We start from the raw sequence: 21,186 nt of genomic DNA on the forward strand, positions 1-21,186 counted from the left end.
CTCGCGGTGGGCCTCGCGGGGGAGACGAGCCAGGGCGCCCCGCCCGGCCCTGGTGGACCGAGCTGGACGCCCTGGTGGTGTCTGTGCAGTTGTTCCGGACTCCCGGGCGGGAGATCAGACCAGGTCGAACCGGTCGAGGTTGGAGACCTTGACCCAGGCCGCGACGAAGTCGTTCACGAACTTCTCCTTCGCGTCGTCGCTCGCGTAGACCTCCGCGAGCGCGCGGAGCTCGGAGTTCGAGCCGAAGACCAGGTCGGCACGGGTGCCGGTCCACTTCACCTCGCCCGTGGCGGCGTCGCGGCCCTCGAACGTGGTCTGGTCCGAGGACGTCGACGACCAGGTGGTGCCCAGGTCCAGGAGGTTGACGAAGAAGTCGTTCGTCAGCTTGCCCGGGGCGTCGGTGAGGACGCCGTGCGAGGACTGGGCGTGGTTGGCGCCCAGCACGCGCAGACCGCCGACGAGGACCGTCATCTCGGGCGCGCTCAGGGTCAGCAGGTTCGCCTTGTCCAGCAGGAGGAACTCGGCCGGGAGGCGGTTGCCCTTGCCGACGTAGTTGCGGAACCCGTCGGCGGTCGGCTCGAGCGCGGCGAACGACTCGACGTCCGTCTGCTCCTGCGAGGCGTCCACCCGGCCCGGCGTGAAGGGGACCTCCACGTCGTGCCCGGCGTCCTTGGCGGCCTTCTCGACGGCGGCGGCGCCGCCGAGGACGATCAGGTCGGCCAGCGAGACCTTCTTCGCGCCGGAGTTGAACTCCGCCTGGACGCCCTCCAGGACGCGCAGCACCTGCGCCAGCTCGTCCGGGTTGTTGACCTCCCAGCCGCGCTGGGGCTCCAGGCGGATGCGGGCGCCGTTGGCGCCGCCGCGCTTGTCGCTGCCGCGGAAGGAGGACGCCGACGCCCATGCCGTGGACACCAGCTGGGAGACGGTCAGCCCCGAGTCGAGGAGCTTGGCCTTGAGGGCGGCGATGTCCTCGGCGCCGATGGCCTCGCCCTCGGCCTGCGGCAGCGGGTCCTGCCACAGCAGGGTCTCCGACGGGACCTCCGGGCCGAGGTAGAGGGACTTCGGGCCCAGGTCACGGTGGGTCAGCTTGTACCAGGCGCGGGCGAACGCGTCTGCGAACTGGTCGGGGTTCTCGTGGAAACGGCGCGAGATCTGCTCGTAGACCGGGTCGAAGCGCAGCGCCAGGTCGGTCGTCAGCATCGTCGGGGCGTGACGCTTGGACGGGTCGTGTGCGTCGGGGACGGTGCCCGCGCCCGCGCCGTCCTTGGCGACCCACTGCTTGGCGCCGGCCGGGCTCTCCGTCAGCTCCCACTCGAAGCCGAAGAGGTTGTCGAAGAAGCCGTTGCTCCACTGCGTCGGCGTGGAGGTCCAGGTGACCTCCAGACCGCTGGTGATGGCGTCGCCGCCCTTGCCGGTGCCGAAGCTGCTCTTCCAGCCGAGGCCCTGCTCGGCCAGCGAGGCGGCCTCGGGGTCGTCGCCGACGTGGTCCGCCGGGCCCGCGCCGTGGGTCTTGCCGAAGGTGTGACCGCCCGCGATCAGGGCGACCGTCTCCTCGTCGTTCATCGCCATCCGGCGGAACGTCTCACGGATGTCGCGCGCCGAGGCCAGCGGGTCGGGGTTGCCGTTCGGGCCCTCGGGGTTGACGTAGATGAGGCCCATCTGGACGGCGCCGAGCGGGTTCTCCAGCTCGCGGTCGCCGCTGTAGCGCTGGTCGTCGAGCCAGGTGGTCTCGGGACCCCAGTAGACGTCCTCCTCCGCCTCCCAGACGTCCTCGCGGCCGCCGGCGAAGCCGAAGGTGTCGAAGCCCATCTGCTCCAGCGCGACGTTGCCGGTGAGGATCATGAGGTCGGCCCAGGAGATGGACTGGCCGTACTTCTTCTTGACCGGCCACAGCAGACGGCGGGCCTTGTCCAGGTTGGCGTTGTCCGGCCAGCTGTTGAGCGGGGCGAACCGCTGCTGACCGGCGCCGGCGCCGCCGCGGCCGTCGCTGATGCGGTAGGTGCCCGCGCTGTGCCAGGCCATGCGGATCATCAGCGGGCCGTAGTTGCCGAAGTCGGCGGGCCACCAGTCCTGCGAGGTGGTGAGCACCTCGGCGATGTCCGCCTTCACGGCGGCCAGGTCGAGCGCCTTGAACGCCTCGGCGTAGTCGAAGTCCTCACCGAGCGGGTTCGCCACGGCCGGGTTCTTCGCGAGGATCTTCAGGTTGAGCCGCTCCGGCCACCACTGGCGGTTTCCGCCGCCCTGGGTCGGGTGCAGGGCGCGGTCGTGCGCGACCGGGCAGCCACCTGCCTCCGCCGCCTTCGGTTCGGTCACGATCGCGTCATGGTTCTCGGTCATGGGGGAATCCTTCTGGACTGGTCGGATCACATGCTCACGAACCGCAGGTCGGGTGGTCGCTGCGGGTGCTCAGGTACTGCGGGCGGAGGAACAGGCGGGGCACAGGCCCCAGTAGATGACCTCGGCCTCGTCTATCGAGAAGCCCCGGTCGTCGACGGCGGTCAGGCAGGGGGCGTGGCCGACCGCGCAGTCGACGTCGGCGACGACGCCGCACGTCCGGCACACGAGGTGGTGGTGGTTGTCCCCTACGCGCCCCTCGAACCGGGCCGGGCTGCCCGGCGGCTCGATGCGGCGCACCAGCCCCGCCGTGGTCAGGGCGTGCAGGGCCTCGTACACGGCCTGCAGGGAGATGTGGCCCACGCGGTCGCGGACGCCGGAGGCGATCGCCTCGACGCCGAGGTGGTCGCCCTCCCGGACGGTCTCGAGCAGCGCGACACGGGCGGCCGTCACCCGCAGGCCGACACCGCGCAGCTCCTCGGCGGTGGTCGGTGTGCGGGGTGATGTCATGCGCCCGAACCTACGGCATAAACACGAACGATTCAAGAAAACGAACGGTGCAAGTCTGGAGAACGGCGTGTGTCGCGATGTGCGTGGGCGCCCCGCCGGGCGGGCGCCCCCCGGGCGTTTCAGAGGAACGAGGACAGCCCGTCGAGCAGCCGGTCGACGTCCTCGGCGTCGTTGTAGGGCGCGAGCCCCACCCGCAGCGCGGGGTCCTCCAGCTTCAGCGCGGCGAAGACCTCGTAGGCGTAGAAGGAGCCCGCCGGGGCCACCACCCCCCGGGCGGCCAGATGCGCCTGCGCCTCCCGGGCGTCCCGGCCCTCCAGGGCCATCAGGACGGTCGGGGTGCGGTCCGGCGCCTTCGAGTGGACGGTGACGGCGGCGCCCAGCGCGCGCAGCCCCGCCTCCATCCGGGCGCGCAGCACGTTCTCGTGCTCGTGCAGGGAGTACAGCGACCGCCGCAGCCGCTCCCTGCGCGACGCGCCCGGCTCCGGAGCGTCCCGCGCGCCGTCCCCCTCGCCCCCCGTGTCCATGGTGGCCAGGAAGTCCACGGCGGCGGTGGCGCCCGCCAGGATCTCGTACGGCAGGGTCCCGAACTCGAAGCGCTCGGGCACTGCGTTCGAGGACGGCAGCAGCTTGTCCGGCCTGAGGCGTTCGAGCACGTCGGGCGATCCGGCGAGCACACCGCAGTGCGGTCCGAGGAACTTGTACGGCGAGCAGACGAACAGGTCGGCCCCGAGCGCGGGCACGTCCACGAGGTGGTGTGCGGCGTAGTGCACCCCGTCGACGAACACCAGGGCACCGGCCTCGTGGGCCCGGTCGGCGATCCGCCGCACGGGCGGCCTGGTGCCCAGCACGTTCGAGGCCGCCGTCACCGCGACCAGCCGCGTCCGCGGCGACAGCGCCCGCTCGTAGGAGGCGAGGTCGAGTTCCGTCGTCGCGTCGTCGACGTCGATCCAGCGGACGGCGGCCCCGGTCCGTTCGGCCGCCTGGACCCACGGCCGCACGTTGGCGTCGTGGTCCAGCCGGCTGAGGACGATCTCGTCGCCCGCGCGCCACTCCTTGGCCAGGTGGCGCGAGAAGTCGTAGGTGAGCTGCGTGGCGCTGCGCCCGTGCACCACGCCGCTCGCCGCCACCCCCAGCAGGTCCGCGTAGGCGGCGCGGAACTCGGCGACGGCCCGCTCGGCGTTGCGTTCCGACGCGCTGACCGGTCCGCGGTTGGACAGCGGGCCGGTCATCGTCCGGGCGACGGCCTCGGCGACCGGGACGGGGGTCTGCGTCCCGCCCGGTCCGTCGAAGAAGGCGAGGCCGTGGGCGAGGGAGGGGAAGTGGGCCCGCAGGGCGGCGACGTCGATGGCCATGGCTCCGACTCTGGCACCCCTCGTCCGGGCCCACCAGCGGATCACGGCGACCTGGCGTGAAGCGTTCGCCCCTTGATCGTCAGAGCCTCGACGTGCGAGTGGGCGGGCGTGCCCCTCGGCGTCCGTGACGGCCGTGGCGTCCGTGGTGTCGGCGAACCCGCCCCGCTCGGCCGTCGCTGAGAACGGTGCACGGCCGCGCCGCACCCGTGGCGCGGCGCGCATCCACGACGTGGATGCCCCGGATACGGGATTCGGATCGCGCGGGGGATGGCGACGGGCGCCCCGCCCGCCCCATAGTCGTCGCTACCCGCACGCCGCCGTGTCCGGATCCTCCGGCGGCGTACGGCCTCCCGGCCCGCCTCGCGCCGCGGTCGGCGCCCGTGCGGCGTGCCCGCTCACCCGTGCCGTCCCCTGAACCGTCCCTCTCGTCATCCCCGAGCCGTCCCTCACGCCGTCACCTGGAGTCGCCATGCCCGGTTCCGTGCCCCCGCCTTCTGCTGTCACGGTCGACGACACCGTCCCCCCGCCCGTCGCCGACGCGGGCCCGGCCCATCTGCTGCGGGTGACCCTGCTGATGGCGGGCAGCTGCCTGCCCATCCTGGGGGCGGTGCTGATCGCCCCGGTGCTGCCGAAGATGCAGGACCACTTCGAGTCGAGCACGGGCGCCGAGGCGCTGGTCCCTCTCGCACTGACCGTGCCGGCGCTGGCGCTGGCGCTGCTGGCCCCGTTCGCCGGGGTGATCGTGGACCGGCTGGGCCGTAAACGCCTGCTGGTCGTGGCGACCGTCCTGTACGCCGCGTTCGGCACGGCGCCGCTCTGGCTCGACTCGCTCGGCGCGATCATCGCCAGCCGCGCCCTGGTCGGTGTCGCCGAGGCCGCCATCATGACCTGCTGCACCACGCTGATCGGCGACTACTACACAGGTCGTCGCCGGGTGAAGTACCTCGCCCTGCAGACCATGTGCGCCTCCGCGTCCGCCACCGTCTTCTTCGTGGTCGGCGGTGCGGCCGGGGCGGCCGGCTGGCGTGTGCCCTTCTGGGTCTACACGGTGAGCCTGGTGCTCGCCCCGCTGATGGCCGTCGTCCTGCCGAACCCGCTGCCGAGGCCCGCGGCGCGCACGGCGTCCGCCGAGGTCCGGGCTCAGGCCCAGCCGCGGGGCGAGGCGCAGGCCCGTGGGTCGTTCCCGTGGCGGCAGATGGCCGGCATCTGCGCGCTCACCTTCTTCGGGGCGATGGTCTTCTACACCGTCCCCGTGGAGATGGCGTACCTGCTGGACGACCTCGGCGTGACGAACTCCGGTGTGATCGGCCTGGCCACCGCGGCCGCGAGCGCCGCCACCGTCGGCGGCGCGGTCGCCTTCGCCCGGCTCAAGCGCTCCCCGGACCCGATGCTGCCCGCCGTCCTCGCGCTCTGCGCGGTCGGTTTCGCGGTGATGTCCCTCGCGTCCGACGCACCGCTCCTGATCGTCGGAGCGGTGCTCAACTGCCTGGGCACGGGGCTGCTGCTGCCCGCGCTCCTCACCAGCGCCATGTCCCGGCTGGCGTTCGAGGACCGCGGCCGGGGCACCGGACTGTGGACGGCGGCCTTCTTCGGCGGCGAGTTCGTCTGCCCGCTGGTACTCCTGGCCGTGGCCTCGGCAGTCGGCGGTCTCGCGCATGCGGTGGGCGTCCTGGGGCTGGCCGCCGCGGCCCTCGCGGCGGGACTGTGGGCGGCGCGGCGTCACGCGGACGCCACCGCTCCCCGACCGCTTCCACAGCAGTCGGCATGACGCTTCGTCCGCCCCCTGGGAGCGCCTCGGGCCGGACGGCGCCCGCAACTTGACCGGAAACTCGTCATGTGGCCGGAAACCGTCACTCGGTCCGGAGCCCGTTGCCCGACCCCGACCCGGCTACGGGACCGGAATTCCCGTTGCGCGCCCGGCGCCCGCCGCTCCCGACCGCGGCCGGCGAGGATCGGGCGGACAGGGGGAAACCGCGGTGATCCGGGCCACGTCGCGGCGGAGAGCGGCATCACGGCAGGTGGTGCGGTATTGGCCATGGGCGCGACACACGGTACCGTCGCTCTGATATCGACGACGGGATCACGGAAGCCGGTGGAAATCCGGCACGGTCGCGCCACTGTGATCGATGCGCTTCTCACTGACGGGGCGCATCGCGAGTCAGACCCGGGACCGTCGTCCTGTGCACCACCGAGATGGGACGCGAACTCCCAGAGGAGGCCCTGCCATGGCGCAGCATGTCGCCCAGCCGACCGTCACCACCCCCGTCGTACCCGCCAAGCTGCCGCTGAAGGCAATCGCCCCCTGGGCGGTCTTCTTCGGCGTCCTGATGCTGGTCCTGCTCTACTTCGTCGGCGCCGAGCAGGGCGCCACCTCCGTCGTCTCCGGCGAGGGCGTCCACGAATGGGTGCACGACGCCCGTCACCTCCTCGGCTTCCCCTGCCACTGATCAGGGGCGCCGCACACCCATGAACTCAGCAACGGTAAGAAACCTGCTCGTTCGGGGCATGCTCGCCGGCCTCGGGGCCGGCGTGCTCGCCCTGTTCGTCGCCTACTTCCTCGGCGAGCCGTACGTCGACGGCGCCATCGGCTTCGAGGAGTCCCACGCGGCCGCGCACGAGCACGAGGTCGAACTCGTCTCCCGCGGGCTGCAGTCCACCGCCGGCCTCGCCACCGGCGTCCTGGTCTACGGGGTGGCCTTCGGCGGGATCGCCGCCCTCGCCTACTGCTTCGCCCTCGGCCGCGTCGGACGCTTCACCCCCCGGGCCACGGCGCTGCTGCTGTCGGGGGCCGGGTTGCTCACCGTGTACGTCGTGCCCTTCCTGAAGTACCCGGCCAACCCGCCCGCGGTCGGCGACCACGACACCATCGCCAAGCGGACCACCCTGTACTTCCTCATGATGGTGCTCGGCGTGCTCCTCGCGGTCGCCGCGGTCATCGTCGGCAAGCGGCTCGCGCCGCGGCTCGGCAACTGGTACGCCACCGTCGTCGCCGTCCTCGGTTTCGTGCTGGTGGTCGGGCTGGCCTACGCCTTCCTGCCCGCCGTCAACGAGGTTCCGGGGGACTTCCCGGCCACGCTGCTGTGGCGGTTCCGCCTTTCCTCGCTCGCCATGCAGGTCACGATGTGGGCAGGCTTCGGCCTCGCCTTCGGCGAACTGGCCGAGCGACTGCTGCACCCCAAGCCCGCCACCGTGTCGGCGGGTTCGGCGGCGCCCGCCCCGAACTGACCTGGCGGCAAGGCGACTTCGCCGACACGACGACGTCGCCGACCGGACGGTTTCACCAGACCGGACGATTTCACCGACACGACGACGAGAGGGCCCACGGAACCGTCCGGGGGCCCTCTCGCGTTCTCCGGGCAGCGACGACATCGACCGTCGACCCGCCCTGTCGTCCCATCGACCCGCCCTGCCGACCTGACCGCACCCCGGGACCGACAGCGGCGAGAAGCGGAGAGCCCGAGGTGACCGGACAGCCCCAGCCGCGCCGCATCACCCTGGGAGGCCGCGAAGCGGTCGCCCTGACACCGCGGGAGTACGAGCAACTCATCGACAGCCGACGGCAGATCGGCGGCCAGAGCGCCAGGATCCGCGTCCTCGGTCAGCAACTGAAGCGCACCGAGCGGCTTCTGCGGGACCTGGAGACGCTGGTCGCCGCCGGCCCGGCCGAGGACTGCCCCCGGGAAGGCGGGACGTCCGGGTCGCATGGGCCGGTGTGCGAGGCAGCCGCAGCCGCACCGGCGGACCCGGACGTCGACTGCCTGCGCTGCGCCGTGGCGGCACTGCTGCGACGTCACCGGGATGCGGCGTCATGATCCTTCGGCGGAGGCCTCGGCCGAGTCCGGCGGATGCCCGAGCCGCAGGTTCCAGCGGCCGCCGCGCCCGCTCAGCGAGGTGGCGGTGAGCGGCGGCACGTCGAGCCGCCAGAAGGCCGCCGCCGGCGTGCCCAGCGCATGGACCACCGCCGCCCGCACGACCTCCGGCTCGACCACGGCGAGGGTACGGCCGTCCGCCCGCGACGACGCATCCAGCCAGGCGGCCACCCGTGCGCACAGGTCCCCGACGGACTCCCCGCCGTGCGGCGCGGACGCGGGGTCGGCGAGCCAGCGGGCCACCGCCTCCGGCTCGCCCGCGCCGACCTCGGCGAGGGTCAGGCCCCGCCAGCGCCCGACGTCCAGCGCCGCCAACTCCTCCGGCTCCACCGCCTGCGCCGTGTCGAGGCCCAGCGCGGCGGCTGTCTCCCGGCAGCGCACCGTCGCGGACGTCACGACACGCGAGGCCGAGGGCAGCGCGCCGGCCGCGGCACGGGCCCGCGCCTCGCCGCCGGCGTCGATCGAAGCCCCGTCGTCGAAACGGGCCTGACGCAGCGACGCGTTCATGGCGGGCGAGATGAAGGTGACACGGCTCGTCACGTGGTGCTCCTCCTGGTGCGGGCATGATGTGCGGGGCGTCGGCGGGGGCGCCGGTCATCACGCGCGCGTGATGACCGACGACCGACCTCGCCGCCCCGGACCACCCTGCCGGACCTTGCCGCCCGGGGCCACCTCGCCGAACTCCGCCGCCCGGGCCACCATTCCCGATCCCGCCGTCCTGGACCACCTGCCCGATCCCGTCGTCCCGGCCCGCCTGTCGGATCCCGCCTTCGCGGACCGCCTCTCCCGAACATGCCGTCGCTCGAACCTGCCGTGGCTCGAACCGTCCCGAGGCCGAAGTCCCGTGCTGGGCGGCCCACTTCGCGTGGATCGCGACCGCGGGGGCGGCGGGTTCAGGCGGTCGTCGGCCGGGCGGGCAGCACGTGGTCGCCGACCGTGTCCGTGCTCAGGCACAGCGAGCAGACCATGGCGTGGTGGGTCCGGCAGGCGGCCAGGTCGGGGCGCTCGTAGGACTGGTGGCAGACATGGCACTCGTACGTCGTGGCGCTGGGGTTGCCCTCCGCGTCGAGCAGCGGCTCGTCGATGCCGTCGTCGGTGCGGCGCAGGTAGTACCTGCCCCGGGTGGCGACGGCCATCAGCGGGGTGAGGACGAACGCGATGACCGCGGCGGCGACGGGGGAGTACGGCTGGAGGGTGTCGCCGAGGGCGTGGAAGTACATCGCGATGGACAGTCCGGACGCGGCGAGGAAGGCGACGACGCCGACCGGGTTGACCGCGAACAGCATGCCCCGACGGAACTCGGGCGCGTGCGGGGAGAGTTTCAGCAGGTACTTGTTGACGCCGATGTCGGTGGCGACGGTGACGACCCAGGCGATCGCGCAGTTGGAGTAGAAGCCGAGGATGTCGTTGAGGAAGCTGAACATGTCGGCCTCCATCAGGGCGAGCGCGAAGCCCAGGTTGACCAGGACGAACACCATGCGGCCGGGGTAGTGCCGGGTGACGCGGGTGAAGGAGTTCGTCCACGCCAGCGAACCGGAGTACGCGTTCGTCACGTTGATCTTGATCTGGCTGATCACGACGAGGGCCACGGCCAGCGGGACGACCAGCCAGGACGGCATCATCGCGTCGAAGGCCCCGCGGAACTGCTGGATCGGCTCGGTGGCCGCCGCCGGGCCGACCCCGGCCAGGATGTACACGGCGAGGAAGACGCCGATGGCCTGCTTCAGCGCGCCGAGCACCACCCAGCCGGGGCCCGCCATGATCACGGCCGTCCACCAGGCGCGCTTGTTCTCCTCGGTCTTCGGGGGCATGAAGCGCAGGTAGTCGATCTGCTCGCCGATCTGCGCGATCAGGGAGAGACAGACGCCCGCGCCGAGCAGCACGGAGGCGGTGTCGACCCCGCCGTCGCCGTCGGCGCCCGCGTAGGAGAGGAACCGGTCGACGGTGCCGGGATCGGTGGCGACGAGGTAGACCAGCGGGGCGACCATCAGCAGCAGCCACACCGGCGTCGTCCACACCTGGAGCTTGCTGAGCGCCTTCATGCCGTAGATCACCAGCGGGATCACCATCAGCGTGGAGACCAGGTAGCCCAGCCACAGCGGGAGGCCGAGGCCCAGCTTCAGCCCCTGGGCCATGATCGAGCCTTCGAGGGCGAAGAAGATGAAGGTGAAACTGGCGAAGATGACACTCGTGAGCACCGACCCGTAATAGCCGAACCCGGAGCCGCGGGTGATCAGGTCGAGGTCGATGTTGTAGCGGGCGCCGTAGTAGGCGAGCGGGAAGCCGGTGACGAAGATGACGACCGCGGCGACGGCGATCGCCACGAGCGCGTTGCCGGTGCCGTGCGTCAGGCCGATGCCGGCGCCGATGGAGAAGTCGGCCATGTAGGCGATGCCGCCGAGCGCGGTGGTCGCCACGACCATCGGGGTCCAGCGGCGATAACTGCGCGGCGCGAAGCGGAGGGTGTAGTCCTCCAGGGTCTCCTTCGTCGCCTGACTGGTGGGGGAGCCCGGCTGGGTGGCCGTCCGGGGTGACTGAGGTGACTGGGTGGCGCTCATGGTCAGCCCTTCGGGGAGGGGCGCGATGCCGTGCGGCAGTGCGCTGAGCGGTGGGGCGCTCCCGGACGGCGTCGTCGACAGCCGGGGCGGAAAGGCTAGGAACCGCTTGTTTCCCGAGGGGGCGACGTGGCGTGAACCCACGGTTACGGAGAGCGGCTCCGGGGATCCCGGCGCCGCGCCGACGGTGTGCCGGGCCGGTGTGCCCCGGGGGTGCTGGGCCAATGTCCCGGGGGTACCGGGCCGACGTGCCCGGGGGTGGGCAGGGCCGGTGTGCTTGAGTGGGACGGGCGCGGCCGCTCCTCGCGTCGCCCGCGCCGGACCCGTCGGCGCTCATGATCGGACCGGACCCTCGTGCACGTACTGATCCTCGGCGGGACCACGGAGGCCCGTCGGCTAGCCGAACTGCTGCACGGCACGCCGGACCTGGAGGTGACCAGCTCGCTCGCCGGACGGGTCGCCGCTCCACGGCTGCCGCCGGGCGGGGTCCGCGTCGGCGGGTTCGGCGGTGCCGAGGGGCTGACGAGATGGCTGCGCGAGCACGCGGTCGACGCGATCGTCGACGCCACCCACCCCTTCGCCGGGACGATCGGTTTCCACGCGGCAGGGGCCGCCGCCGCCGCGCGGGTTCCCCTGCTCGCCCTGCGCCGCCCCGGCTGGGCGCCCGTCGAGGGCGACCGCTGGCACGACGCGGGCTCGCTGACGGAGGCCGCCGCGCTGTTGCCCGGGCTCGGGCGGCGCGTCTTCCTCACCACCGGCCGGACGGGCCTCGCGGCCTTCGCTGGCCTGGACGGACTGTGGTTCCTGGTGCGGTCCGTCGAGGCGCCCGAACCTCCCTGCCCGTCCGCCATGGAGGTGCTGCTCGACCGGGGCCCCTTCACCCTCGACGGGGAGCGCGACCTGCTGCGCCGTCACCGCGTCGACGTCCTGGTGACGAAGGACAGCGGGGGAGCGGCCACCGCGCCGAAGCTGGTCGCCGCCCGGGAGGCCGGGCTGCCCGTGGTGGTGGTGCGCAGACCACCCGAGCCTTCGGGCGTCCCCGTCGTGCCGGGCCCGGAGGAGGCGGCGCGCTGGGTCGGTGCACACCTCGACCGGGCTCGGTCCCGCCGGGCCGACTGAACACGCGCCGACCGTCCCACCCGACCACCGCACACCGCACCTGACCGCCTCGTCGTCGGTGGCGGCGGCAGCGGTACGCCGGTGTCGACGTCGGAGGCTGCCCCGACCCGTCGTCGGCGAGGCGGCAGGGGGCTCAACGGTGCCAGGGAGGCGGCGGGCCCAACGGTGGCAGGGAGGCCGCGGGCCCACGGTGACGGGGCGTCAGGGCGCTCGTCGGTGACCGGACGCCCCGGCCGGTGTCACGGCGGACGGGCCGTCGCTCACTCCTCCTCGCTCGCGAGCGCGTTCAGCGCGGCCGCGGCGATGGCGCTGCCGCCCCGACGCCCGCACACCGCCAGGTACTCCAGCCCGAACGGGTTGGCGACCAGGGCCTCCTTGGACTCGGCCGCCCCGACGAACCCGACCGGTACACCGATCACCGCCGCCGGGCGGGGCGCGCCCTCCTCGATCATCTCCAGGAGACGGAAGAGGGCGGTCGGCGCGTTGCCGACGGCGACGACCGAGCCGTCCAGCCGGTCCCGCCACAGCTCCAGCGCGGCGGCGCTGCGCGTGGTGCCGAGTTCCGCCGCCAGCTCGGCAACGGCCGGGTCGGAGAGGGTGCAGAGCACGTCGTTGCCCGCGGGCAGCCGCCTGCGGGTCACTCCGCTGGCCACCATCTGGACGTCGGTGAACACGGGCGCGCCGCCCCGCAGGGCCTCGCGGGCGCGGGCCACCACGGCGGGCGTGTAGGCCACGTCCCGTACGAGGTCGACCATGCCGCAGGCGTGGATCATCCGGACCACGACCTGACCGACGTCGGCGGGGAGATCGGCGAGGTCGGCCTCCGCCCGGATGGTGGCGAAGGACCGGCGGTAGATGGCCGCGCCGTCCTTCTCGTAGTCGTAGCTGGTCACGGTGTTCGTCTCGCTGCTCTCGGTGGTGGTCGGACGGCCCATCGGGCGGCCGCCGCTGCTCCGGCCGCCGCACCTGCCGTGGACATGGCGGCGAGCATACCCACCCCCACCTGGGGCTCCGGCCCACGGCCCGGTGATCGCCCGTACCGCTCGACACGGCCGAGCCTCCGCGAGCGACCGCCGGCCGGGCGCCCCGCAGCCGCGGCCCGGAAGCGCGAGGCCGGCACCCGCCACCCCCCCAACCCAGGCCCCGCAGGCGGGTCGGGGGTCGCCCCGTGGTCGGGAACAGCACGGACACGCCGCTACGGCGGGGTGGACACCTCAGACCTCCTGCGGACGGGCGGACGGGCGGACGGGCGTTGGGGGCGTTGAGGGCGTTCGGGCGGGCGGCTTGCGCGCCCGACGGGCCCGGGTTCCATCCCGGCGGAGTCAGTCCCGGGCGAGCAGATCGGCCAGGCGGTGCGCCTGCGCGAGCAGGGTCCCGTAGGTCACCAGGGCGTCCGGGTCGTCCGGCACGGCCCGCGGCAGCCGTCGGCGGAAGTCCTCGAGCGTGTGGTGCAGCTTGCCGACCGCCTCGCGCAGCTCCTGGTCGGCGAGGTCGTCGTGGCCGCCCGGGGCGAACCGGCTCCGGCCGTACAGCCGCACGGCGTGCGCGGTGGGGCGCAGGAAGTCCGCGTACGCACGGGTGATTTCCGGGGCGGGCCGGGCCGCCCTCCCGCTCTCCGCGATCTCCCGCACCGTCCGGGTCACGCCCGCCGTGTGGAGGGCGACGTAGTCGAGCACCTCCAGCGCGTCGGCGTACGCCTCGTCGTGCGGGCCGTGCGGGCTGCGGCGTCCCCGCGGATTGCCGCGCATGCTCTCCTGGCTCCAGCCGATCGCCGACCGTGCCTGGTCGACCAGACGGCCCAGACGCAGGGCCCGCTCGTGCCACTCCCCGGCCGCTCCGGCGTCCCACTCGCCCGTCGCCAGGCCGTCGGCCACCGCCTCCAGGATCTCCTGCGCCTCCCCGGCGGCGTCCTCCAGCGCGGCGCGGGCGTCGCGCAGGTACACGGGGGGCCGGATCAGCAGGTTGACGGCCACGCCGACCACCGCGCCGAAGAGCGCTTCCGTGATGCGGGCGGCCGACGCGGCCACGGTCACCGGGCCGCCGGTCAGCACGAACAGCGCACCGGTGGCGGCGTAGATGCCCTGGCTTCCCAGCCGCCGCCACTGCCCCAGCAGCAGCACCAGCGGGAGGACCAGGGCCATCGTGACCATCGTGCCGTCCAGCAGCAGCGCCACCGCCGTCGCGACGACCGTCCCCACCGCGATCGCCGCGAGCTGCTGCAGCCCGTGCGCGACCGACCGGTACACCGTCGACTCCACCAGGACGACCGCCACCCAGGGCGCGACGAAGGCCATCGGCGCCTCCAGCCACCAGCCCACCACGGCCCACGCCACCCAGGCGGCCAGCGCCGCCTTGCTCGCCTGCACCGCCAGATCCCGTTCACGGCCCGGTCCGGACCACGCCCGCCGCACCGTCGGCACGACCGTGCCGACCCCGCGCCGAACGGGCCGGGTCGCCCTGCTCATCCACTCCATGGCACAGCAAGTGCCACGTCAGGGGCGATATGCACCTCCCGGCCCCGACTTCGTCCGATGACCGGCAGGGCGGGGGCGGGCGGGGACACTGGAGGCGCCGGGCGTGGATCGCGGTCGCCGACGGGTACCCGGGAGGCCTGGCGGCGGTGGAGGAACCGCCCACTCCCGGAGGGAGCAAGTCATGACCCAGCACGTGAGCGACGTGATGACGCGTGCCCCGGCGACCGTCGAACCGCAGACCTCGGTGACGGCCGTGGCCCGGATGATGCGGGACGACGACATCGGCGCCGTTCTGGTCACCGAGGGCGAGCGGCTGCGCGGTCTGGTCAGCGACCGCGACCTGGTGGTGCGCGCGATGGCCGAGGGCGGCGATCCGAACCGGATGACCGTGGCCGAGGCGTGCAGCGAGGACCTGGTCACGGTGGGGCCCGACGACGACCTGATCCGCGTCGTGCAGCTGATGCGCGAGCATTCGGTACGCCGGGTCCCGGTCGTCGACGAACAGCGGCACGCGGTGGGCATCGTCTCCCTCGGCGACCTGGTCATCGAGCGCGATCCCGAGTCGGCCCTGGGCGACATCAGCTCCACGAGGCCCAACACGTGAGGCGGTGTCGCATCCGGCGTGTGCGCCGTGGCGGCGGCCGCGGCCCGGCGGTGCGGACACTGCGCGTGGTGCGCCGCTGAGCACCGGCGAACGGCGCGTGGACGCACCCGCCCAGGAGCCGGCGGTGTTGGCTCCGGTCGGCGGCGCGTCGGCCGGCGCCGGACGCCCCGCGGTCGCTGAAGGCGGCACCGGCAGCCGAGCCGAGGGAGGGTGAGCCGCCCCGCACCCGTTGGTGCGTGCCCCTTCCCGGACCCGTTCCCGCGCCCCCTTCCACACCCGTCCGGCACGCTCCCGCGCCCTCAGCGCGGTTCGCCCCTGTGGCCCTCGGCGTCCACCGCGTCGCGCCTGCCGGCGTTCTCACGTTCCTCGGTCCGCGCGAGTTCAGGGTGGCGCAGGTCGAACGCGGGGGATTCCGAGCGGATGCGCGGCAGAGCGGTGAAGTTGTGTCGCGGCGGCGGGCAGGAGGTGGCCCACTCCAGGGAGCGGCCGTAGCCCCAGGGGTCGTCGACCTCGATCCGCTCACCGTACTTGGCGGTCCGCCACACGTTGTAGAGGAAGGGGAGGGTGGACAGGCCGAGGAGGAAGGCGCCGATGGACGAGACGGTGTTGAGGGCGGTGAACCCGTCGGCGGCCAGGTAGTCGGCGTAACGGCGGGGCATGCCTTCGGCGCCGAGCCAGTGCTGGACCAGGAACGTGGTGTGGAAGCCCACGAACAGCGTCCAGAAGTGGACCTTCTCCAGGCGGTGGTCGAGCATTCTGCCGGTCATCTTCGGCCACCAGAAGCTGAAGCCGCCGAACATGGCGAAGACGATCGTGCCGAAGAGCACGTAGTGGAAGTGGGCGACGACGAAGTAGGTGTCGGTGACGTGGAAGTCCATGGGCGGGGACGCGAGGAGGACGCCGGTCAGCCCGCCGAAGAGGAACGTCACGAGGAAGCCGCACGCCCACAGCATCGGCGGCTCGAACGAGATCGAGCCCCTCCACATCGTGCCGATCCAGTTGAAGAACTTCACGCCCGTGGGGACGGCGATGAGGAAGCTCATGAAGGAGAAGAAGGGCAGCAGCACGGCCTGCGTGGCGAACATGTGGTGGGCCCACACGGTCACGGACAGGCCCGTGATGCTGATGGTGGCGCCGACCAGCCCCATGTAGCCGAAGATCGGTTTCCGCGAGAAGACGGGGATGATCTCGGTGATCACGCCGAAGAAGGGCAGGGCGAGGATGTAGACCTCGGGGTGGCCGAAGAACCAGAACAGGTGCTGCCACAGGATCGCCCCGCCGTTCTCCGGGTCGAAGACGTGCGCCCCGAACTTGCGGTCCGCCTCCAGCGCGAGCAGGGCGGCGGCCAGGACGGGGAAGGCGAGCAGGACGAGCACGGAGGTGAGCAGCACGTTCCAGGTGAAGATCGGCATCCGGAACATGGTCATGCCGGGTGCGCGCATGCAGATGATCGTGGTGATGAAGTTGACCGCGCCGAGGATCGTGCCGAACCCGGCCAGCGCCAGTCCCATGATCCACAGGTCGCCGCCGAGATACGCGGTGTGCTCCCCGCCGCTGAGCGGGGTGTAGGCGGTCCATCCGAAGTCGGCGGCGCCCTCCGGGGTGAGGAAGCTGGACAGGACGATCAGACCGCCGAGGGCGAACAGCCAGTACGAGAACATGTTCAGCCGGGGGAAGGCGACGTCCGGGGAGCCGATCTGCAGCGGCATGATCGCGTTGGCGAACCCGGCGAACGTCGGGGTCGCGAACAGCAGCAGCATGATCGTGCCGTGCATGGTGAACGACTGGTTGTACTGCTCCTGCGACAGGAACTGCAGCCCGGGCCGGGCCAGTTCCGCCCTCACCGCCATCGCCAGCGCCCCGCCGACCAGGAAGAACGCGAAGGACGTGATCAGGTAGAGGTGACCGATCTTCTTGTGATCGGTCGTGGTCAGCCAGGAGACGATCGCCTGGCCCCGGCTGCGGCGCTCGGCCGCCGGGACCGGAGCAACGGGTTCGGTGTGGGTCGCCATCAGATCCCTCGATCGGCAGCGGTGCGTGGACGGTGAGGAGGGGGGCGCCGCCGGCGCCCGCCCGGCTGGTCCTGTCGTCGGGCAGTGGGGGTCCAGCCCAGCGGAACCTGGTCCCGCCCGGGTGAAGCCGCGCTCGCTGTCAGGCGTTTCCAAGCCCAATGGACGCACGGTCCATCCGGTCGGGTGGCGTGCCCGGAATCCGGCCTGCACCGTCGTGCACCGTCCCGGCCGGCCCTGGCCCTCCCGCGGGCTGGTTGGCCGTCGCGGGGCGGTGCCCGTCCAGCGTCCCATCGCAACGGGCGCTCTGCGCACCGGAAATCCGGTCACGCCCGACCTCATGATCCGTGCCGTGCACGGGGGTTGTACGGTCATCAGGTGCTGCCCCTGACGGTCTTTCCGGCCGGGAGCCGCACGCGAGGGGGCCGGCCTCGTGGCCCAGGCGACGAGAGCGGGCGACAAGAGCACGCCGCAGAGCAAGTCACAAGAGCAAGCCGTAAGTTCGAGCCGCAAGAGCAAGCGCACAAGAGCAGGCGACGCGACCGTACGGCGGTCCGGGACGGAGGACCCAGGGTGACCGAGACAGCAACGGGCCAGGACAGTCCGGGGGCCGCCCCGGCCGGTGGCAGGTGGCTGCGCCGCTTCCACCCCGCGCGCGAGGGCGCGCCCCGGCTGATCTGCTTCCCGCACGCCGGGGGAGCGGCCTCGTTCTACTCCCCGTTCTCCGCGGGCCTGGCACCCGACGTGGAGGTGCTCGCGGTCCAGTACCCGGGGCGCCAGGACCGGCGCCACGAGCCCTGCCTGGACAGCATCCCGGCTCTCGCCGACGCGCTGACCGGCGAGCTGCGAGGGTGGCTCGACCGCCCGTTCGCCCTGTTCGGACACAGCATGGGCGCCTCCCTCGCCTTCGAGGTGGCGCGGCGGCTGGAATCGCGAGGCACCGGTGCACGGGCCCTGTTCGTCTCGGGCCGGCGCCCGCCGAGGCTGGTCCGCGACGGCCGTGTCCACCTCGGCGACGACGCGGCACTGATCGCCCACCTCGGCCGGCTCAGCGGCACCGACGCGCGGATCCTCGACGATCCCGAGCTGATGGCCCTGATCCTGCCCGCGATCCGGGCGGACTACCGGGCCGCCGAGACCTACCGGTACGTCCCCGGTCCGCCGTTGGACTGCCCGCTGTTCGTCCTCACCGGGGACGACGACCCCCAGGTCGCCCTGGCGGACGTGGACGACTGGGCGTCTCACACCACGGCGGCGCACGAGCTGACGGTCTTCCCCGGCGGCCACTTCTACCTCAGCTCCCAATGGAGCCGGATCGCCGACCTCGTGCGGCAACGCCTGGCCTGACCCGCCGCCGGCACGGGACGGCCGCGCCACACCGAGCGGCCATCGGGCGACCGTGTCGCCCGGCGGCGGTCGCTCAGAGCCAGTCCCGCCGCTTGAAGATCACGTACAGGCTCACGCACACCACCCCCATCAGTCCGATCGCGAAGAGGTATCCGAAACTCCAGCCCAACTCGGGCATGTGCGCGAAGTTCATGCCGTAGATCGTCCCGACCAGCGTGGGCGCGAACAGGATCGCCGCCCACGACGAGATCTTCTTGATCTCCTCGTTCTGTTCGAACCCGGCCTCCGCCAGGGCCCGCATCTCCGCGTTCTGCTGCTGGGTGACGAGGGTCGCGTTCACGGTGAGGATCTCGGTGAGGGCCTGGCGGAAGCCGTCGACGCGTTCGCTGGTGTGGGTGACGTGGTCGGCGACGTCGCGCAGATAGCGCTGGAGCTCGTCGTCCGTGCCGTACTTCGAGAACCCGGCCATCAGTGCGTGCAGCATGCCGACCAGGGGGCGGGTGGCGCGCTGGAACTCGACCATCTCGCGGGAGAGTTCGTAGATCCGGCGGGAGACCTCGGGGTCGCCGCGGAACACCTCGGTCTCGATCTCGTCGATGTCGTTCTGGACGCCCGAGACGACCGGCGCATAGCCGTCGACCACCGCGTCCAGGATGGCGTAGAGGACCGCCTCCGGTCCCAGCTTCAGCAGCTCCGGGGTCTTCTCCATACGGCGGCGCACCGCCGAGAGGTCGGGGGCCGCTCCGTGCCGGACGGTGATGACGAAATCGGGCCCCACGAAGACGTGCAGCTCGGCGAAGTCGATCTCCTCGGGCGCGTCCAGGTAGCGGGCCGCCCGCAGGACGACGAACAGGGTCTCGCCGTATCGCTCCAGCTTCGGACGCTGGTGCGCCTCCTTCGCGTCCTCGACGGCGAGCGGGTGCAGATCGAACTCCGACGCCAGCGAGTGCAGTTCGCTCTCGGTCGGACGGGCCAGACCGATCCACGCCATGCCCGACGGCTGCTCGCGCAGCGCCCGGTAGGTCTCCGAGAGCGTGGTGGGGGCGACGACGCGGACACCGTCCCGGTACAGGACGGCCTGGACGATGCCCGCCGGCTCGGACGGCTCCGCGGGCGGCGTCGCCGGCGGGCGGGGCGGCCGCGACCACGACGGAGGCGGGGGCGGGGTGCGGCGCCAGACGGGCTTCCTGGGGCGCTCGGGCATCGCGGCTGCCTCCCGGTCGGGACTGCGTTCGTGCGGGTGTCGTCCGACGTCGGCTGGTCACCAAGCAGGATATAGGGGGCATACGGCGGGAGCGCCGGGGATCTGGTCGCGCGCCCCCGTCGAAGTAGGACGGAAACTGTCCTCGATCCTCGCTACCGTGCCGTACATGACGAAGACGACGTCCCCGGCGGCCCCCGTGCTCGACGCCCGCGCCCTCAACCGCGCCACCCTCGACCGGCAGTTGCTGCTGCGACGCTCGTCCCTGCCGGCCGCGACCGCTGTGCACCACCTGCTCGGTCTGCAGGCCCAGAACGTCAAGCCCCCGTACTACGCCCTCGCCGCCCGCCTCGACGGATTCGTCCCCGGGGAGCTGTCGACGCTGATGGCCGACCGCGACGTCGTCCGCATCGTCAGCATGCGCTCCACCATCCACACCCACACCGCCGACGACTGCCTGACCCTGCGGCCGTTCGTCCAGCCCGCTCGCGACCGTGAGCTGACCTACTTCCGCAAGGGCCTCGGCGGAGTCGACCTCGACCGGCTCGCCGCCGTCGCCCGCGACCTCGTGGAGACCGAGCCGCGGACCATGGGGCAACTGCGCGAGGCCCTCCGCGCCGAGTGGCCCGAGGCCGACCCGCAGTCCCTCGCCGTCGCCGCCCGGTGCACGCTGCCTCTGGTCCAGATCACCCCGCGCGGGCTGTGGGGCAGCGCGGGGCAGGTCGTGCTCACCACCGCCGAGCACTGGCTCGGCCGCCCCGCCGAACCCGCCCCCGCCCCGGAGTCCGTCGTCCTGCGCTATCTGGCCGCGTTCGGCCCGGCGTCGGTCAAGGACATGCAGGCCTGGGCCGGGCTGACCCGGCTGCGCGAGGCGTTCGAGCGGCTGCGGCCGCAGTTGCTCACCTTCCGGGACGAGCACGGCGTCGAGCTCTTCGACCTCCCGGACGCCCCGCGCCCCGACCCCGAGACCCCGGCCCCGCCCCGCTTCCTCCCCGAGTTCGACAACCTGCTCCTCTCCCACGCCGACCGGAGCCGCGTCGTCCCGCCCGCGCACTGGGGGCGCAACTGGCAGGGCAACCAGGCCTACCGCACCTTCCTCGTCGACGGCTTCCTGGCGGGGGTGTGGAAATGGGAGGCCGACGCGCTGGTCGTCGAGCCCTTCGCCGCGCTCACCCGCGCCCAGCGGCAGGACGTGGTCGCCGAGGGCGAACGGATGCTGGCCGTGATGCACCCGGGGGAGTCCTACGACCTCCGCTTCGGCCAGGTGACGACCGCCGGGTCCTAGCCCGCGGCCTGCCCGGCGTCGAGCTGGTGGTCGGCCCAGACGTAGCTCTCGGGCAGCAGGTCGGCGATCGGCACGGATCGGACGCGGTCGTCCTCGCCGACGATGACCTCGAGGGCGGGAAAGTAGTCGAGCAGGACCTGACGGCACCGGCCGCAGGGGGGAACGACACCCCGGTCGCGGTCGCCCACGGCGACGATCGTGTCCAGCTCGTAGGCGCCCTGGGCGGCAGCCGCGCCGATGAGGACCAGCTCGGCGCAGGGGCCCCGGTGAAGTGGTAGGCGTTCACGGCGGTGACGATCCGGCCGTCCCGGGCCCGGGCCGCGGCCGCCATGGTGTGGTTGTCGCCCCGGCAGCGGGTGCGGGCGACGTGCGCCGCGGCCTCGATCAGCTCGTGGTCGACGCGATGGGTCTGCGCGGTCATCTTCTCCGCCTTCGTCAGGTGTCGGGCGACGTCGACGTCGACAGGACGGCGAGCCCGGCGACGGCACGAGGCCCCTTCGTGACGATCACGATCACACACCCCCCAC

17 protein-coding genes, 1 pseudogene and 1 riboswitch are annotated in these 21,186 nt (G+C 72.8%); of the genes and pseudogenes, 8 read left to right on the forward strand and 10 right to left on the reverse strand.

The features are described 5' to 3' along the window. Window positions 1-114: 114 nt before the first annotated feature. From katG to ACZ7DE_RS12870, 3 genes are all read right to left on the reverse strand, one after another. The gene (gene katG, locus ACZ7DE_RS12860; RefSeq protein WP_470760369.1) at window positions 115-2,337 is read right to left on the reverse strand and encodes a catalase/peroxidase HPI; all 2,223 of its coding nucleotides are present in this window, start codon (window positions 2,335-2,337) and stop codon (window positions 115-117) included. A gap of 69 nt (window positions 2,338-2,406) precedes the next feature. Continuing rightward, window positions 2,407-2,844 (reverse strand): Fur family transcriptional regulator, encoded by a 438-nt coding sequence (locus ACZ7DE_RS12865; protein ID WP_470760371.1) that lies wholly within the window; start codon window positions 2,842-2,844, stop codon window positions 2,407-2,409. A 119-nt stretch (window positions 2,845-2,963) separates the two neighbouring features. Continuing rightward, entirely contained in the window at window positions 2,964-4,196 is a 1,233-nt protein-coding gene (locus ACZ7DE_RS12870; RefSeq protein ID WP_470760373.1) for a cysteine desulfurase-like protein, read from the reverse strand. A gap of 469 nt (window positions 4,197-4,665) precedes the next feature. Here ACZ7DE_RS12870 and ACZ7DE_RS12875 point away from each other — a divergent pair, with 469 nt between their 5' ends. The 4 genes from ACZ7DE_RS12875 to ACZ7DE_RS12890 all read left to right on the forward strand — a co-directional run bounded on the left by ACZ7DE_RS12875 (window position 4,666) and on the right by ACZ7DE_RS12890 (window position 8,008). Then, window positions 4,666-5,964 carry an MFS transporter gene (locus tag ACZ7DE_RS12875; protein WP_470760375.1) on the forward strand — a complete coding sequence of 433 codons (1,299 nt, stop codon included), beginning with the start codon at window positions 4,666-4,668 and terminating at the stop codon, window positions 5,962-5,964. 263 nt (window positions 5,965-6,227) lie between these two features. After that, window positions 6,228-6,385: riboswitch (cobalamin riboswitch) on the forward strand. Between the two features lie 36 nt (window positions 6,386-6,421). Then, window positions 6,422-6,643 carry a CbtB domain-containing protein gene (locus tag ACZ7DE_RS12880; RefSeq protein ID WP_470760377.1) on the forward strand — a complete coding sequence of 74 codons (222 nt, stop codon included), beginning with the start codon at window positions 6,422-6,424 and terminating at the stop codon, window positions 6,641-6,643. Between the two features lie 19 nt (window positions 6,644-6,662). Continuing rightward, complete coding sequence (locus ACZ7DE_RS12885) at window positions 6,663-7,421, forward strand: CbtA family protein (RefSeq protein ID WP_470760379.1); 759 nt, start codon at window positions 6,663-6,665, stop codon at window positions 7,419-7,421. Between the two features lie 236 nt (window positions 7,422-7,657). Next, the gene (locus ACZ7DE_RS12890; RefSeq protein WP_470760381.1) at window positions 7,658-8,008 is read left to right on the forward strand and encodes a hypothetical protein; all 351 of its coding nucleotides are present in this window, start codon (window positions 7,658-7,660) and stop codon (window positions 8,006-8,008) included. On the opposite strand, the gene ACZ7DE_RS12895 is transcribed toward ACZ7DE_RS12890, so the two are convergent. Beyond that, window positions 8,003-8,605 (reverse strand): histidine phosphatase family protein, encoded by a 603-nt coding sequence (locus tag ACZ7DE_RS12895; protein ID WP_470760383.1) that lies wholly within the window; start codon window positions 8,603-8,605, stop codon window positions 8,003-8,005. The genes ACZ7DE_RS12890 and ACZ7DE_RS12895 overlap by 6 nt on opposite strands. A gap of 353 nt (window positions 8,606-8,958) precedes the next feature. Beyond that, on the reverse strand, window positions 8,959-10,623 hold the full coding sequence (locus ACZ7DE_RS12900) for a purine-cytosine permease family protein (RefSeq protein WP_470760385.1): 1,665 nt from the start codon (window positions 10,621-10,623) through the stop codon (window positions 8,959-8,961). A gap of 351 nt (window positions 10,624-10,974) precedes the next feature. Here ACZ7DE_RS12900 and ACZ7DE_RS12905 point away from each other — a divergent pair, with 351 nt between their 5' ends. Then, window positions 10,975-11,739 carry a cobalt-precorrin-6A reductase gene (locus ACZ7DE_RS12905; protein ID WP_470760387.1) on the forward strand — a complete coding sequence of 255 codons (765 nt, stop codon included), beginning with the start codon at window positions 10,975-10,977 and terminating at the stop codon, window positions 11,737-11,739. Between the two features lie 260 nt (window positions 11,740-11,999). Here the strand turns inward: ACZ7DE_RS12905 and ACZ7DE_RS12910 are convergent, their stop codons facing one another. Then, complete coding sequence (locus ACZ7DE_RS12910) at window positions 12,000-12,674, reverse strand: precorrin-8X methylmutase (RefSeq protein WP_470760389.1); 675 nt, start codon at window positions 12,672-12,674, stop codon at window positions 12,000-12,002. A gap of 387 nt (window positions 12,675-13,061) precedes the next feature. Then, a complete protein-coding gene (locus ACZ7DE_RS12915; protein WP_470760391.1) occupies window positions 13,062-14,213 on the reverse strand; it encodes an FUSC family protein in 1,152 nt (383 codons plus the stop codon). Between the two features lie 181 nt (window positions 14,214-14,394). Here ACZ7DE_RS12915 and ACZ7DE_RS12920 point away from each other — a divergent pair, with 181 nt between their 5' ends. Next, window positions 14,395-14,817 carry a CBS domain-containing protein gene (locus ACZ7DE_RS12920; RefSeq protein WP_470760393.1) on the forward strand — a complete coding sequence of 141 codons (423 nt, stop codon included), beginning with the start codon at window positions 14,395-14,397 and terminating at the stop codon, window positions 14,815-14,817. A 299-nt stretch (window positions 14,818-15,116) separates the two neighbouring features. Here ACZ7DE_RS12920 and ctaD read toward each other — a convergent pair whose 3' ends face one another. Beyond that, entirely contained in the window at window positions 15,117-16,829 is a 1,713-nt protein-coding gene (gene ctaD, locus ACZ7DE_RS12925; RefSeq protein ID WP_470760395.1) for an aa3-type cytochrome oxidase subunit I, read from the reverse strand. A gap of 570 nt (window positions 16,830-17,399) precedes the next feature. Between ctaD and ACZ7DE_RS12930 the strand changes: the two genes are divergently transcribed. Next, window positions 17,400-18,173 (forward strand): thioesterase II family protein, encoded by a 774-nt coding sequence (locus tag ACZ7DE_RS12930; protein WP_470760397.1) that lies wholly within the window; start codon window positions 17,400-17,402, stop codon window positions 18,171-18,173. Between the two features lie 73 nt (window positions 18,174-18,246). Here the strand turns inward: ACZ7DE_RS12930 and ACZ7DE_RS12935 are convergent, their stop codons facing one another. Beyond that, the gene (locus tag ACZ7DE_RS12935; protein ID WP_470760399.1) at window positions 18,247-19,377 is read right to left on the reverse strand and encodes a magnesium and cobalt transport protein CorA; all 1,131 of its coding nucleotides are present in this window, start codon (window positions 19,375-19,377) and stop codon (window positions 18,247-18,249) included. Between the two features lie 166 nt (window positions 19,378-19,543). On the opposite strand from ACZ7DE_RS12935, the gene ACZ7DE_RS12940 reads away from it, so the two are divergent. Further along, a complete protein-coding gene (locus tag ACZ7DE_RS12940) occupies window positions 19,544-20,659 on the forward strand; it encodes a winged helix DNA-binding domain-containing protein (protein WP_470760401.1) in 1,116 nt (371 codons plus the stop codon). On the opposite strand, the pseudogene ACZ7DE_RS12945 reads toward ACZ7DE_RS12940, so the two are convergent. Then, window positions 20,656-21,080, reverse strand: a pseudogene (locus ACZ7DE_RS12945) (cytidine/deoxycytidylate deaminase family protein). The gene ACZ7DE_RS12940 and the pseudogene ACZ7DE_RS12945 overlap by 4 nt on opposite strands. Window positions 21,081-21,186 lie beyond the last annotated feature (106 nt).

It is taken from the genome of Streptomyces sp. NPDC037083 (assembly GCF_055606485.1).

What these genes read in the sequence shown, in the direction of transcription:
- ACZ7DE_RS12880 (WP_470760377.1), top strand. Translation starts at nt 6,422, where the DNA reads ATGGCGCAGCATGTCGCCCAGCCGACCGTCACCACCCCCGTCGTACCC.
- ACZ7DE_RS12915 (WP_470760391.1), bottom strand. Translation starts at nt 14,213, where the DNA reads ATGGAGTGGATGAGCAGGGCGACCCGGCCCGTTCGGCGCGGGGTCGGC.
- ACZ7DE_RS12865 (WP_470760371.1), bottom strand. Translation starts at nt 2,844, where the DNA reads ATGACATCACCCCGCACACCGACCACCGCCGAGGAGCTGCGCGGTGTC.
- katG (WP_470760369.1), bottom strand. Translation starts at nt 2,337, where the DNA reads ATGACCGAGAACCATGACGCGATCGTGACCGAACCGAAGGCGGCGGAG.
- ACZ7DE_RS12870 (WP_470760373.1), bottom strand. Translation starts at nt 4,196, where the DNA reads ATGGCCATCGACGTCGCCGCCCTGCGGGCCCACTTCCCCTCCCTCGCC.
- ACZ7DE_RS12940 (WP_470760401.1), top strand. Translation starts at nt 19,544, where the DNA reads ATGACGAAGACGACGTCCCCGGCGGCCCCCGTGCTCGACGCCCGCGCC.
- ACZ7DE_RS12900 (WP_470760385.1), bottom strand. Translation starts at nt 10,623, where the DNA reads ATGAGCGCCACCCAGTCACCTCAGTCACCCCGGACGGCCACCCAGCCG.
- ACZ7DE_RS12875 (WP_470760375.1), top strand. Translation starts at nt 4,666, where the DNA reads ATGCCCGGTTCCGTGCCCCCGCCTTCTGCTGTCACGGTCGACGACACC.
- ctaD (WP_470760395.1), bottom strand. Translation starts at nt 16,829, where the DNA reads ATGGCGACCCACACCGAACCCGTTGCTCCGGTCCCGGCGGCCGAGCGC.
- ACZ7DE_RS12920 (WP_470760393.1), top strand. Translation starts at nt 14,395, where the DNA reads ATGACCCAGCACGTGAGCGACGTGATGACGCGTGCCCCGGCGACCGTC.
- ACZ7DE_RS12885 (WP_470760379.1), top strand. Translation starts at nt 6,663, where the DNA reads ATGAACTCAGCAACGGTAAGAAACCTGCTCGTTCGGGGCATGCTCGCC.
- ACZ7DE_RS12935 (WP_470760399.1), bottom strand. Translation starts at nt 19,377, where the DNA reads ATGCCCGAGCGCCCCAGGAAGCCCGTCTGGCGCCGCACCCCGCCCCCG.
- ACZ7DE_RS12910 (WP_470760389.1), bottom strand. Translation starts at nt 12,674, where the DNA reads ATGGGCCGTCCGACCACCACCGAGAGCAGCGAGACGAACACCGTGACC.